Below are 13,991 nucleotides of genomic sequence, written 5' to 3' on the forward strand. Positions count from 1 at the left end.
ATCATGGCCCCGTCCCCCCGTCGATCGATCCGACCAGCCACCGCTGCTCGTCACGAAACACAGTGACGAGCAACGGCACATCGAATGTTCCGGGATCCTTGCCAGTGGTCCGGATCTTGACCGTGACCAGGCGGGTGATCCTGGTCTGCGTATCCGTCGGAGCCGTATCTGCTCTCGGGGTGGTGATCGTGACCGAGAGAACCTCCGACGTGCCTCCTGAACTCCGCAGTGCCTCATACGTAGCGTCACCGGCGCTCGCAAAACTGGCGGCAAGTTCGGGCGTCGTGAACTGTTGAGCCCGATTGACGAGTTGCTCGTACGTTTCGGTGGCTGGCGAACGTTTGTAGAAAAGATTCGCCCAACTGCGCGTCGTGTTGTCTGCCGCCACGGTCGCCGCTGCTCCTGGTCGTTCGGTCTGTGGCGGCGGAGTGGTCAGCGGTTCAGTTGTTGAGCCGGGCACCGCAGACACCGACGTTCGCGACGTTTCCGGCTCGTTCACCGCAACCCCGCTCGGTGTGAGCAGACCGACCGGACCCTGGTCATTCGATTCCTTACCGAAAAGGCGCGGCAGCCCGCCACCAACGCCCAAGACAATCACGGCCAACAGAACCACCACAGCGATCACTCCGAGCGGACTCGCTGGCTCGCTTCGCCTACGGTCGCGCAACGCCGCCCGCTCGCGGGCGGCATTGTCCGAGCGGCGCTGGCGACGGGACGTCCGCTCGGAGCGCTCGGTCGGATGGGTGATGTCGCTGTCTGTTGGTTCCTGTCCGCGATCACGAGCTGGCGGCACCGCGATCACCGCCCTCCGGATGGCCGCACTGGAGCACTACGAACCGCGGAGTACTCCCGGTACGTCCTGGAACTGGAAACAGGCTGCCGGCGTGCCGCCCGCGACCGCTTCGACGGCCCCTCACGAAGGCTCGCAGACTGAACGTGCGTCCGGCGTGGCTCGTATCCGCCGTTGCGCAGCTGTGCGGCAGTCGTCGAGGGTCTCGCGTGGCGCCCTGAGCTGCGGCTCGCTGAAGCCGTGCTGGCCCCGGGGCTCCGGTTGGCTTTGCCCGACCCGGTTGTCCCACCTACGTAGACCGTGTCCTTAGTCTGACGACGCAACGCCTCGTCCTGCCGGCCCGGCTTTAAGCGGCTCTGCGACGCAGAAAGCGCAATCGAGCCCAGGCGTCCCGGGACCGATCCGCTGTCAATAGGTCTCTTCGCACCTATTCCTCCAGCGGAACGGCCGATCGGGGAACGTCGGCTGCCGGGAGTGGTCGCTTGTTCGTCGTCCCCCCGGGGGATGCGGCCACCTGGAGGCGGCATGGTTCGATAATTTCGGTTGGTCTCCACGCGATCCCCTGGATTCGCGTCCGCAGGTTGACGTCGTCCGTCCTTTGGACGTTCCGTGGGCGTCGGAGCAGATCCGCGGCTACGAAGCGCCGTCACAACTCGTCTGACGGCTTGCACTGCCCCGCGGCGCGCATACGAACCCATCACCATGCTCCCGAGCCCGGGACGCATGGACGACGTCACGCTTTCGAGCAGGCGCCGAAGCCGATAGGCCGCAACAAGAACAACCAGCGCCAGACAGGTCACTGGAAGCCAGCCGAGCGTGTTGCTCAGCGTGAACACGGCCGTCAGCATCGATAGCGCGATACCGAACACCAACATTGCCGCCACAGACTGGAGAACCAGTCCGAGAAGCGACTCGAGCCAGTTCATCCCCCATTGACGCGAGCGCCCTGGAACGATGAACAAGCACGCGAAAATAACACCAACAACCAACAGCACCAAGCAGCCGACGAACGCCATTAAGGCTGTCACCGCGAGACCGATGATCAAATAGGCATACATCGCCGCCGCGACCCCAGCGACCAGCAGTACCCCGACACGGCCAAAGGCGTTCTCACCTTTTGCCCACTTGACGGTCGGAGCATCAGCGCTACCCTCCCCCTTGACGACCACGTCGTTGATGTAGTCCATGCGCTTGTCGGAATCGACCCCGACATCCAGCAATCCCTTTCCGTACCGCTTACACGCGTCGATCGAGCCAAATTCAGCGATGCACCAGGGGGTTGCGGCGAAACCTCTCCAGGCCGAGTCTCCGGACTTTCGAAGCATCGTGTCTCGAGAAGTGCCGGGAAAGGCCGGTTCTGGCATCTCGATTGGAGTCTTGAGGGTCGGACCAAGGATCTGCTGAGACGCCCCCATCACGGTTTGGGCGCCAACCTGCCGTGCCCCATCGATCCCCTTCAGCCATGTTGCGGCGCCGAACGCGAGGCTGACGGCTAGGAGGCCGGCCGCAAACACCCACACAAGTTGCCCAAAAGCGGTTCCAGTCGAACGTCGGTGCACGTAAGCGGCAATTGCTCCGAACGCAAGCGCAGTCGGCAACAACCATGCGGTCAACTGTCCGCTGATGCCACCGATTGCTCCAGAAGTGGCGTTCATCAATGGACGAATGTCAGTGAACGAGAAGAGCCACCATCCAACCGAGATCCCCGCACGCGTGGCCGCCACCACAAACATCATCAGCAACTGGGCGAAGGAGTTAAAGATCGGCCGCAAGGGGTCCCGCAAGCTACCTTCGAAGTCCAGGCTGAACGCCATCGGCGAATACTGCTCGAACAGCGTCCTGGTGTCGCCGTGCGTCAGGTCGGGTGCTGGTAGCAGATCCGCAAATCCGGTCGGCGCCGTCGGCTGCTTCGGGTCAGCGGCCAGCGCAACTTGTGAACTGACGATGAGTGAAATTGCCAAGACGGTGAGCGCCGTGCGGGTGCGGCGCTGCCATCTCATGCGACGTGCTCCTTGCCGGTGGGGGATTTTTGGTCGGAGCCGTTGGGAGGTGGCTCTTTGGTGTCGTAGGCGGGGTACATGGCCTCGTTGTAGGCGGCCTCGTCGGCCTCCTGGTCGTAGACCTCGTCTGGGCCGATCGGGGACTCGTAGCGGAGGGGATAGCCCTGGCTGTGGTCCTCGTTGTGGTCTTGGCCGTTGGGGATGGGGGGATGGCCGTTCTGCTGGGCTACGGCGGCAGGGGGTGGTGTCGGCTGAGGAGCAGGAGCGTTGGCGGCTGCGGGCTTTGCGGTGGGCGCGGGCTCGGGTGTGGGCGTTTCAGCGGGTGCCAGCTGGATCGACATCGGCTTCGGCGTGGAAGGCGTAGAAGGCCTGGGAGCCGTGGACGGTGGCGTCGGTTGCGTGGGGGTGTCTTGCGGTGCGGGCTGCAGGTGGGCGGCCTCGGCTTGGGCGTGGGCTGAGGAGGCCGGCTCGTAGAGTTCCTCGTCGTCGGCGAACGGGTCTTCGGGCTCGTAGTCGGGGACGACCGGGGCCGGTTCGGCCTTGTGTTCGGATTCCGGGGTGGTGCGGAGGAGGGCTGCTACTCGTTGGCTGGGGATGTCGATCTGGACTGTGGCTACTTCGTCCCAGCGGTCGCGCATGATGCAGTGGCCGTGGCGGATGGATTTGCCGTTGGCGGCGGTGTTGATGCCGCGGACCAGGGTTTGGTACGGCGGGGTCTGCGGGCGGCCGAGTAGTTCCAGGAGGGAGTCGACCTGTTCGCGGGAGCGGAGGCTGAAGGCGAACAGGGTGGTGATCTGCTCGACGAGGCCGGGGAGTTTGAGGATCGACGCGGGGTCCTGGGTGTCGAGGACGAGGGAGGCGCCGAGCGCGCGGCCGACGCGGGCGATGTAGTCGAGGAAGGACGCGCCGTCGGGGGTCTTCGTCAGGAGGTGGACCTCGGGGACGATGACGACCTTGGAGCGGCCGCGGAACTCGCGGCGGCCCGTCGTGCGGATCATCCAGGCCAGGCAGCCGCGGAGGCAGGCCATGCCGACGCGTTCGATCGGGGACCAGGACTCGGGCGCCGACTCGGGCGACGGCAGGGTCAGGCCGGGCATCTGGACGACCCAGAGGCCTGGGTTGGTGGTCAGGGAGGACAGGCCGGACGGCGGGCCGGCGACGACGGAGCCGAGACCTGTCTCGACCAGGTCGCGCAGTGCGAAGCCGACTGTGCGTACGGTCTCCTCTTCGGCGTTGCACAGCCGCTGGATGACGCCCCACGAGGAGGGGTCAGGCGACTGGATCTCCGCGCGTGTCGCCGCGACGACCGGGGCCTCAGCGGCGCCACGCAGATGCGGCGGCAGCAGGAGCATCAGCTGGGAAGGTGCCTGCAGCAACGCGTCATCGACAGGCAGCACCCGCAGCAGGTCGGCAGCACCGGAGAACTGCGCGGTGATCTCGATGACAGCAGTCGGTACGCCGTACTCGGCCGCGACGGCTGACACGCCGGCGGCGTCGCCCTTCAGGTCCAGCAGCGGCACCCACGCACCGGCGAACGCCGAGTCCAGACCGCCCATCATCGCGGCAGTCGTCTTCCCTCGACCGGACCGGCCGAGGAACAGCGTTGTGGTCGCGTCACCGAGCGCAGAACCGGCCGCGGCGTCAAAACGCACCAGACCGGGAGTGGAGCCCGTCAGATAGCCAATAGCCGGGCCAGTGGCGTCACCGATCGACGCACCGCCCCAGAACCAGGACCCGAAGAACGCGGTCGACTCCCGCACGTGCCCGAGGTCAGGAACGCGCAGCTGGTCGCCCGGCAAGGACTCCAGCCACAGGTCGCGCTGCTCGTCGGCGCCGGTGGCGACAGTGATGCCGCGGTCCGCATAGTGCGCGATGACCGCGTCGACGTACGCCTCGAGGTCTTCGCGGGTATCCGCGCTGACCAGCAGACGTGGGTGATCCTCGACCAGGGTCAGACCGCTCCGGTTGATGTCGCGCTTGACCTCGCGCATCACGCGCTCGGTCTCCACGATCTCGTCGGCGGTCTCCTCCGCGGTGCCCTTGGCGGCCGAGCGTCGCTGTTCCTTCGCGCTCTTCCGGGTCTCGTCGACCAGGTGGCGCGCGGTTTTCTTCGTCAGTACACGGAACCGGACCGAGGCCTCGACGGTGACGTCGATCTCCTCGCCGTCGTCGTCGATCGCCTTGATCTCGGACAGCGTCCGCAGCCACTCCCCCGCGCCCGGCGTCTCGAGCTCCTCGGGGAAGTCGGTCATCGCCAGGACGGACGTGTACGCCGCGATCTGGCCGCGCGTGTCGTAGATCCGCAGGTGGTCGGTGTACGGCACAACACGCCCGGACGTCAGCCGGGCCAGTGCGGCGCCGGTGATCAGACCACGACGCGGAGCCGCGACCGCGCCGCGGTGCATCTCGCGGCTGATCAGCCAGGAGATCACCTCCGCCGGCGCGGTGTGTGCCCGCCAGACGGTCGAGCCGAGCTGACGAGCGAGCTTGCGCACCCGCTCGTCGAGGTGCGCGAGCTCGCGCGCACTGACCCGCCACGACGTCGTACCGAGGGCGTCGCTGATCGAGCCGCGGACCTGGGCCGTCGCCCTCGGGTCGCGGTCGGACAGATGGACGCCGAGCGCGACGTACCGCTCGGGCATCCGCATCTCGTCGATCCGGTCGGCCCGGGTCTGCGCCCACGCCTCGTGGTCGCCGAGCCGGTAGTGGCCGCCGACCGAGTCGATGTAGTCCTGTCCGGTCGACCGGCCCCAGACCACCTTCAGGTGGCTGAGCCGGTCGCCGAGGATGGTCGCCGCGGCGCTGACCGCGGCGTCCAGGGCGGCGTCCTGCTCGGCCTCGGTGGCCAGGTCGGTGTTCGCCACCGAGATCAGGAACCATGCCTCGGCGCTGCGCTCGGTCACCAGCAGACCGTCGGCGATAGCAACAAGACGAGGTGGCGGTAAGCCGCGCTCGCGGCCGACCCCCACCAGGTTCAAGAGCTTGTCAGCGATCTTCATTCGCGGCCCTTCCCTGACGACGTCCTGCGACTCACCCGTTGTACGTAATCAGATCCCAGCAGGCGGGCCCGCTGGTTGACGGTGATGTCCGCACCCGCGCGGACCATCGGGTCGACCTCCACGACGACCTCGCGTTCCCACTCCGGCGTGACCCGGGCCTTGGCCAGGTCGGCCACCTTCCGGGTCGAGATGCGTTCCCGCCAGGGCAGGTACTCCGACTTGTCGGCGGCCCGGGCGCCCAGGCCGATGATCGGGCGGTGCGCCCGCAACGCGTACCGCACCGACAACGCCCACTCGGTCACCCGCCGGCGCCGTTCGTGGAACTTGCCGGACCGCCAGCCGAACGCGGTGATGACGAACGGCGGCACGATGTACAGACTGACGGTGGGCTTCTGCGGTACGCCGATGAACGGGAACAGCAGCGCGACCCAGAGCAGGATGACCACCGCACCGAAGATGATCATCCGGCGCCGGGCGCCTTCTCCGAGGTCGATCCCGAGCAGGTCGTACTGCCGGGTCTCAATCTCGAAGTGGTGGGTAAGGGTACGTCCGACGCGCATCAATTACCCCCGGAGAGCAATCCCCAAAAGCCCTTGAGCACGTTGATCGTCTGGTTGTTGGCGTAGATCAGCCCACCGACCAGCACCCCGGCCGCGATATGGCCGAACAGTTCGCCCCACTCGCGCTTGAAGTAGTGACCGATGGCGCGCAGCACGAGGATGGCGATGAAGATGTTCCCCGCGATGACCAGGACCCAGTCCTTGAAGTCCGCGCCGGTGGGAACATTCGGATCAGCCATGGGCAGAGCAAGCTGAACCACGCTCGCGGCCAGTTCGTGCGTCATCATTGCGGTGTCTCCCTTGTTGCTTCGGTCATCCGATGGCCAGTCGCTGGATTCATCCGACGGCAGCCACTTGCCATCGCTGTGCTCCGTCCGTGGCGACAGTACGCCTCAGCGTGAGCGTGTAGGTCTGGTCGAGCGTGGTATCACCCACGCCGTTCCAGGTGACGGCGGCGGTCGCCCGCCGCTCGTCGTCGTTGCCGGCGTACACCTGCCAGTCCTTCAGTTCACCGAACTTCACCGCGCCGTTGAGGCTGCGGATCGTGGAGCCGGGCGCGGTCACCGCGGACACCTTGTTGTCGGACTCGGCATACGCCGAGAAGAAGGCTTCCGCGTCCTTCTCGGTCGCCGCGGTGAGGTCCTCGTCGGGCTTGCCGGCGTCCGGCATGTTGCTGGGCAGCGGCGCCCGCTCGTCCGGGACGAACGTCGGCGGCCCGCTGACCACCACCCGGGACGTGGTCCGTGCGACCGGCACCGAGATGCGCTCCCACGTGATCGGCCCGGCGGCCCAGTTCTTGCCCTGCCGCGTGAACGTGTAGACACGGACCCGGACGTCGACCACGGCCGTGACGCCGTTGGCGTCGGGTTTGACCTCCCCCGGATACGCCACGTCGGCGGTCTGCTTGCCGCGACCGTTCCAGCCCGCGCGGCTGTCCAGACCGGAGGCCAGGTCGAGACCTATCTGCGCCGGACGGGCGTCAGGGTTGTTCTCGTCCCAGGTCAAGTACGAGATCGCGTACCGCGTCGCGACCGCGCTCGCGTCGGCGGCCGGGAAATTGCTCTGTCCGCTGACGACCGTCTCGGGCTTCTTGTTCGGAGCGATCCAGGAGCGGATACCGCTGATCGCGGCCAGCAGCAGCACGACGACCACCAGGCCGCGGAAGAACCGCCGGGCCCAGGTGGAGAACGAGGACTCCGGCTCGGTCGACCACGGTGTCTGCCCGGGCTCCAGCACCTCGCGGGCCGGTCCGGGCGCCGTGTGCGAACCATGCGGCGAACGCTGTTTCAAACGTTCGGGTGTGCGGCGGCCCGGCTCCTGCTGCGGGGTCTCGGACGGGCGCTGCGGACCTGGACGACGAGGAGGAGCCATCACGCCGCCGGGCGGCGGGCCCTGGTTCGGCGGGGTCTGGCTCTGCGGAGCGGAGTACTGCGCCGCGACCCCCTGCGCCTGGCGAGGGGTAGGTGACACCGGCCCGCCGGGGTGGGCCCACCACTCCGGCGCGGTGCTCTGCGGGCGTCCTTTACCCGGCTTCCTGGTCCGGCGCTGGTCCGACCAATGCTCACCTTTTGGCGGCAGATTCAGTACCGTTCGCCACCAACTCATCCCTACCCGCCCCTCAGACAGCAGTTACGCGGACAGTAGCCGGGAGGATACGGCAAGCAACCGCCCTCCGGGAGACCTGAAGCCAGGATCCCGATGGTCCATCGCTCCCCGCAGCCATACTGTTACCCCGCTCGCGGGCAGTGCCATCCTCGCCGTCACAGTTCCCGGCCAAGAGTGACACCTTCGGTACCGTCGTCATAGCTCCTCTCCCATGCCCGCCCAGGTCGGCCGGGCAGCGCACACCATGCCACACGCCGCGGACAGGTTCGAAAATCCGTGCGAAGAGCATGATAAAAGAATGCCCTACTGATCACGCATAGTAACCGATCCGATGGTCACCCTGTGGAAAACTCTCCCGCGCCGACGGGGTCAAATTCGGCTGTGGACAACCGCTTGCCGACGGCGGTCGCGGGCATAAGGTCGGAGTGACCCCTGCTACCCCTGGAGGACCAGGATGGAAACTCGCCGACTGGGCAGGCTCGGCCACCAGAGCTCGGTACTGATCTACGGCGCCGCGTCGCTCGGCGGCGTCGACCAGGATCGCGCCGACGCGTCGATCCAGGAAGCCCTCGACGCCGGCCTCAACCACTTCGACGTGGCCGCCGACTACGGCGACGCCGAACTGCGCCTCGGCCCCCGGATGCCGGAGATCCGGGACCGCATCTTCCTCGCCACCAAGACCGGCCGCCGGACGTTCGAGGAGGCCTGGAGCGAGATCAACCGGTCGCTCGAGCGGCTGCAGACCGATCACGTCGACCTGATCCAGATGCACGCCGTCTGCGACCTGGAGAACCTCGATCTCGTGACCGGCAAGGGCGGATCGCTCGAAGCCGCGATCCGGGCCAAGGACGAAGGTATGGTCCGGGCGATCGGGATCACCGGCCACACCGCACAGGCACCGTCGGTGCACACCGAGGGACTGCGCCGGTTCGACTTCGACAGCGTGCTCACGCCGCTCAACTACAAGCTGTCGACGGACCCCCAGTACGCCGCCGACTACGCCGCGCTCGTGGACGCGGTCAAGGCGTCGGACGCCGCACTGATGACGATCAAGATGATCGCCCGGCGGAACTGGGCCGAAGGCGAGCAGAAGTCGTACGACACGTGGTACCGGCCGTTCGACGAGCAGCGCTACATCACCGCCGCGACCGCCTGGCTGCTGAACGGTCATCCGGAGATCACCGGCCTGGCTACGGCGGGTGAGACCCGGCTGCTGCAGCAGATGATCGTCGCGGAGCGCGAGCGGGCCGACCTGACCCCCGAGGCCGCCGCGTCGATCCTCGACGAGGTCAAGGACTACGCGTCACCCTTCGTGGACATGCCCATCTGACAACGTGGCCCAGGTCACATACGAGACTCCGCATTCCGGTCACGCCGTACGCCGTACGGGATCTCCGTACGGCGGTCGCCGCGGCGCGGGAACAAGTCCGGGGGCGGTCGGTGTTGACTACTTCGTACTCATCTACTTTCGGAGGTCGTAGTGGCAACGGTCGAGCTGACCCAGGAGAACTTCAACGAGGTGGTCGGTAGCGACGGCCTGGTGCTGGTGGATTTCTGGGCAGAGTGGTGTGGCCCGTGCAAGATGTTCGGGCCGGTGTTCGAGAAGTCGTCCGAGACGCACGGTGACATCACCTTCGGCAAGGTCGACACCGAGGCTCAGGTCGAGCTGGCGCAGGCCTTCCAGATCCGGTCCATCCCGACCCTGATGGCGGTCCGCGACGGCGTTGTCCTGTACTCGCAGGCCGGTGCGCTGCCGGCGGCGAGCCTGGAGGACCTGATCGGCCAGCTGCGCGCGGTCGACATGGAAGAGGTCAAGTCCCAGATCGCCGCCCACGAGGCTGAGCACGGGTCCGAGCCGCACAGTCACTGACACAACCCCACCAGATCCGGGAGCTCAGCTCGAGCCCCCGGATCTGCTGTCTCCGAGGCGGGGGTCCGTCGTACGGCGCATCAGGTGGGACGTGCCGACCTCGGTCGTGAAGCCCCAGCGGGCGTAGAACGGGAACAGCTCGGGTTGGCAGACCAGCTCGAGGCTGCGGACGTCGGCGAGCGCCGGGTGGGTGACGACGGCGTCCAGCAGCGCGGCGCCGACGCCGGTGCCGCGATGGGGCTCGGCGACGATGACGTCGAGGAGCAGGGCCACGTACGTGTAGTCGGTCAGGACTCGGGCGAAGCCGGCCAGCCGGCCCGTCGACTCATGGGTGATGGCGAAGACCAGATCCGAGTGGTCCAGCAGGTGAGTGACATCGGCGGCAGTGCGGTCCGTCATCCACCAGGCCGTCCGCATCAACGCGGTCAGCTCGGGGATGCGGTCCCGGGCTACCGTGAATTCGGTCCTGAGCACGTGACTCAGTAGTCGCGGGAGCTGAGGACGCAGAACTCGTTGCCCTCAGGATCGGCGAGGACGGTCCAGGTGGACTCCTCCGACTGGCCGACGTCCACGCGCCGAGCGCCCAGAGCTTCGAGGCGGGCGATCTCGGCGTCGCGGTCCTGGCTGGTGTGCGGGGCGAAATCGAGGTGCAGACGGTTCTTGACCGTCTTGCCCTCAGGCACCGGAACGAACACCATGCCGGGGCCGATCCGCTCCCACGCGATGACGGTGTCGAGCTCGAGCCAGCCCGGCACGTTCACACATTCGTCGTCGGTCTCGATGATCGTCTTCCAGCCGAACGCCTCGGCCCACCAGGCCGCCTGCTTGCGGACGTCATGACAGTCGATCACGACCGTGTACCACCTGAGCACCATGGCAGCACCGTCCCACAGCCCACCGACAGAAAAGAGCGGGCCCTGGGCAGGAGAAAGATCGCCAGGGCCCGCTCTCGGGGCTGACCGGAGCGGCGTCGTGGTGGCCGGGTGGTGGCGGGCAGGTGAGGTGGCTGCCCGAGGAGGGTCACCGAAAGCGCTACACGATCAGCGGGACGGAGGGGCCACGTCGCTGGAGCCCCTCCAGGTCGTCAGCGGAGCGGGTTGAAGGGACGCAGCTCCTCAGGGGTGCGGCCGGTGGTGATGGTCTCGGCCAGCAGCTGCCCGGTGATCGGGCCGAGCGTGATGCCCCACATGCCGTGCCCGCCGGCGGCGAAGACCCGCGGCGACGCGGTCGCGCCGATCAGCGGCAGGCCGTCCGGGGTGCAGGGCCGCGGCCCGACCCACTCGAAGGTCCGCGCGTCCAGGTCGGCGTCCCGCAGCAGCGGCCGGGCGCCCTCGACGATCGCGTTGATCCGGCGCGGGTCGAGCTTCGCCCCGGGCTTGCGGAACTCCATCATCCCGGCGACGCGGAGCCGGTCCCCCAGCGGCGTGCAGGCGATCCGCTGCGCCGGGAAGTACACCGGGCCGGCCGGTACGTGGGCCATCGGCACGCTGAAGCTGTACCCGCGGCCCGCCTGGACGATGGTCTTCACGCCGTACTGCCGCGCCAGGTCGCCGAGCCACGCGCCGGTCGCCATCACGACCGCGTCGAACGAGTCGGTCTCGCCGTCTCCCGTGACGAGGCGGACACCGCGGATCTCGTCGACGATGTCGCGCACGTCGACGCCGCTGATGATCTGCCCGCCGCGGGCGCGCACCGCGTCGGCGAGCAGGCCGACGTACTCGCCGGGGTTGATGAAGCGCTGCCCGTGCAGCCGGATCGCGGCGCCGATCTGGTCGGACAGCGACGGCTCGATCTCGCGGGCGTCGTCACCGCTGATCGCCTCGAACTCGATGCCCTGGCCGGCGGCGTGGATCTGCTCGATTTCCTCCAGCAGCACCTTGCGCTCCTCGACGGTCCGGTAGGCGGCCAGGAACGACTTGGCCTCGTACGTCTGCGCCTCGACGCCGGCCTCGGCCAGGAAGGCGAAGGCGGTCAGGGCCTGCCGGTTGATCGGGACCAGAGCGTCCATCGCTGTCTTCCAGCGGCCGGCGGTGCTGTTGCGAGCGAAGCGGGTGAGGAACGTGAGGAGCCGCGGGCTCGCGGTCGGCGGGACGTACACCGGCGAGGAGGGGCTCAGCACCGCACGGACGCCGTACTTGAGGACCGCTGGTTCCGGCAGCGGGGTGGCCAGGCCGGGGGTCAGCCAGCCGGCGTTGCCCCAGGACGCGCCCGCGGCGACACCCTCACGGTCGAGCACGGTCACCTCGACGCCCGCCTCCTGGAGGAACCAGGCGGTGGCCAGGCCGACCATGCCCGCGCCGACGACGGCGACGCGATCGGGGACGAGGTGAGTGGATCCAGCTGTGGTCATGTATCGATGGTGGGGCCGCCGCGAGCGGCTGTCATGGTGCGATCACACCATATCAGCGACAAATGACTGTGCTCAGCGCACAATAACTTCATGACCTCCTCGTCCGATCTGATCGTCGCTGTCGGTCCTGCGCTGTTCGAGGTCGTGGTGCCCGGCAGAGGCGACAGCGAGGTCCGGGACGTGTTCCTGGCCGACCCACAGGAGCCCGCGACCGGTCAGCCGGGCGATCTGGTGCTCGGACTCGGTCTGCGCGACGCAGAGGCCGCTGTGGAGCTTGTGGAGCGCTGCGCCGCCGGCAACGCGTCCGGAGTGGTTCTGCGTACGGCGTTGGCGCACGAGCCGGCTGTCGTCGCCGCGGCGGAGCGGGAAGTCATAACACTGGTCGCACTGCAGCCGAGCGTCACCTGGGCACACGTAGTCTGGCTGCTCCGCGGCGTACTTGACCGGGCGGCCGCACCGGACTCTCCCGCCGCCGGAGACGCCGGTGTCCATCAAGAGCTCTTCGCGCTGGCAGATGCCGCCGCTGCGATCGTTGACGCACCCGTGACGATCGAGGACAACCAGTCCAGGGTCTTGGCGTACTCCTCGGGCCAAGACTTCACCGACCCGGCCCGGGTGTCGACCATCGTCGGACGCCGGGTACCGCCTGAGGTGATCGCGCATTTCCGGGCCCGTGGCATCTTCCGACGGCTCGCACGGTCCAGTGAGCCGTTCCTGGTGCCGGACGGACCGAACGGCATCCGCCCGCGCCTCGTCGTACCGGTCCGGGCCGGCGGTGAGTGGCTGGGTTCTATCTGGGCCGTTGTCGACGGTCCGGTCAATGACGCGGTCACGACAGAGCTCAGCAACGCCGCGTCCGTCCTCGCGTTGCACTTGTTGCGGCTGCGCGCACAGGCCGACGTGGCGCGGCGGAGTGCGATCGACCGGCTGCGGACGATTCTGCGGCAGTTCTCGCCGGACAACCCGATCGACGTACGGCTCCCGCCGCAGCCGTGGCGGGTTGTCGCGCTGGGGTCGCCCGACGGGTACGACGTACCGCAGCAGCTGGACCTGTGGGAGTCGACCGGTCGCCGGCACGGGTGGAGCGAGCCGCAGCTGGCTGACCTCGACGGGACCGTGCTCGCCGTCGTCACGGACTCCGACGGGCCAGGGTCCTGGAACTGGCTGCAGAAACTCGTGCTGGAGCAAGCACCCGGCACGTACGCCGCAGCGGGCGGTCCCGCGCGCGGTCCGGCCGATCTGCCGAGCTCACGGGCCGAGGCTGTCGAACTGCTGGGACTGGTACGGCGGGGTGTCGCACCGGGGCCGGCGTTGCGGGTCGAGGAGGCGTGGCACGTGCTGACGGTGCACCGCGCGGTGACGTCGCTTGATACCACCAAGATGGACGGTCCGCTCGCCACGCTGCTGCGGCACGACATCGAGCACGACACGGGCTACGTGGAAACGTTGCAGGCGTGGCTGGACTTTCCGGGGCAGCCGCAGCGGGCGGCGCGGGAACTGCACCTGCACACCAACACGTTGCGGCACCGGATGAAACGAATCGGGGAGATCGCCGCGCTCGACCTGTCGGATCCGCGCGAGCGGCTGGCGTTGCAGTTGCAGATCGCCGCAGTGCGGACAGAACACTGAGATCTACGCCACAGGTCCATGTAACAAGGCTTCATATTCCGGCAACTGCTGGGCAACATCCGCCTGACAGAGTCTTCCTTGTCAGCAGGTCCGACCTTTCACCAGGAGGCCGGAAAGGCTGCGGGTCCGAGCTTTTCACCAGGAAGCTCGGGCCACCCGTGGGCCCGGCGGTTGTCTGAGCGATCGCC

General features: G+C 67.8%; 12 protein-coding genes. 3 read left to right on the forward strand and 9 right to left on the reverse strand.

Going from position 1 to position 13,991, the window contains the following annotated elements; all coding sequences use genetic code 11:
- Nucleotide 1: 1 nt before the first annotated feature.
- Genes AB0L64_RS25910 through AB0L64_RS25935 form a run of 6 tightly spaced genes read right to left on the reverse strand, consistent with a single transcriptional unit; the run spans nt 2 to nt 7,819 of the window.
- Nucleotides 2-802, reverse strand: coding sequence for a hypothetical protein (locus tag AB0L64_RS25910; RefSeq protein WP_363714008.1), 801 nt, complete (start codon nt 800-802; stop codon nt 2-4).
- Complete coding sequence (locus AB0L64_RS25915; protein ID WP_363714010.1) at nt 799-2,790, reverse strand: type IV secretion system protein; 1,992 nt, start codon at nt 2,788-2,790, stop codon at nt 799-801. The genes AB0L64_RS25910 and AB0L64_RS25915 overlap by 4 nt, the downstream gene beginning before the upstream one ends.
- Nucleotides 2,787-5,789: an ATP-binding protein gene (locus AB0L64_RS25920; protein ID WP_363714012.1), complete on the reverse strand. Its 3,003-nt coding sequence runs from the start codon at nt 5,787-5,789 to the stop codon at nt 2,787-2,789. The genes AB0L64_RS25915 and AB0L64_RS25920 overlap by 4 nt, the downstream gene beginning before the upstream one ends.
- Nucleotides 5,786-6,349, reverse strand: a complete 564-nt coding sequence (locus AB0L64_RS25925; protein WP_355688770.1) for a hypothetical protein — start codon at nt 6,347-6,349, stop codon at nt 5,786-5,788. Before AB0L64_RS25925 ends, AB0L64_RS25920 begins: the two co-directional genes overlap by 4 nt.
- Nucleotides 6,349-6,636 (reverse strand): hypothetical protein, encoded by a 288-nt coding sequence (locus tag AB0L64_RS25930; RefSeq protein ID WP_359932543.1) that lies wholly within the window; start codon nt 6,634-6,636, stop codon nt 6,349-6,351. The genes AB0L64_RS25925 and AB0L64_RS25930 overlap by 1 nt, the downstream gene beginning before the upstream one ends.
- 49 nt (nt 6,637-6,685) lie before the next feature.
- Nucleotides 6,686-7,819, reverse strand: a complete 1,134-nt coding sequence (locus tag AB0L64_RS25935; RefSeq protein ID WP_363714015.1) for a conjugal transfer protein — start codon at nt 7,817-7,819, stop codon at nt 6,686-6,688.
- A 589-nt stretch (nt 7,820-8,408) separates the two neighbouring features.
- On the opposite strand from AB0L64_RS25935, the gene AB0L64_RS25940 reads away from it, so the two are divergent.
- Together AB0L64_RS25940 and trxA are read left to right on the forward strand one after the other, a co-directional pair.
- Entirely contained in the window at nt 8,409-9,284 is an 876-nt protein-coding gene (locus AB0L64_RS25940) for an aldo/keto reductase (RefSeq protein ID WP_363714017.1), read from the forward strand.
- A 150-nt stretch (nt 9,285-9,434) separates the two neighbouring features.
- Nucleotides 9,435-9,824, forward strand: coding sequence for a thioredoxin (trxA, locus tag AB0L64_RS25945; protein ID WP_363714019.1), 390 nt, complete (start codon nt 9,435-9,437; stop codon nt 9,822-9,824).
- Nucleotides 9,825-9,848: 24 nt separating this feature from the next.
- Here the strand turns inward: trxA and AB0L64_RS25950 are convergent, their stop codons facing one another.
- The 3 genes from AB0L64_RS25950 to AB0L64_RS25960 form a co-directional block, all read right to left on the reverse strand.
- Nucleotides 9,849-10,298 (reverse strand): GNAT family N-acetyltransferase, encoded by a 450-nt coding sequence (locus AB0L64_RS25950; RefSeq protein WP_363714021.1) that lies wholly within the window; start codon nt 10,296-10,298, stop codon nt 9,849-9,851.
- Between the two features lie 5 nt (nt 10,299-10,303).
- Nucleotides 10,304-10,699: a VOC family protein gene (locus tag AB0L64_RS25955; RefSeq protein ID WP_363714023.1), complete on the reverse strand. Its 396-nt coding sequence runs from the start codon at nt 10,697-10,699 to the stop codon at nt 10,304-10,306.
- A 209-nt stretch (nt 10,700-10,908) separates the two neighbouring features.
- Nucleotides 10,909-12,174: an FAD-dependent oxidoreductase gene (locus AB0L64_RS25960; protein ID WP_363714025.1), complete on the reverse strand. Its 1,266-nt coding sequence runs from the start codon at nt 12,172-12,174 to the stop codon at nt 10,909-10,911.
- Between the two features lie 90 nt (nt 12,175-12,264).
- On the opposite strand from AB0L64_RS25960, the gene AB0L64_RS25965 reads away from it, so the two are divergent.
- Nucleotides 12,265-13,803, forward strand: a complete 1,539-nt coding sequence (locus tag AB0L64_RS25965; protein ID WP_363714027.1) for a helix-turn-helix domain-containing protein — start codon at nt 12,265-12,267, stop codon at nt 13,801-13,803.
- Nucleotides 13,804-13,991: the final 188 nt, after the last annotated feature.

The organism is Kribbella sp. NPDC051936 (assembly GCF_040680955.1).
Lineage (GTDB): Bacteria > Actinomycetota > Actinomycetes > Propionibacteriales > Kribbellaceae > Kribbella.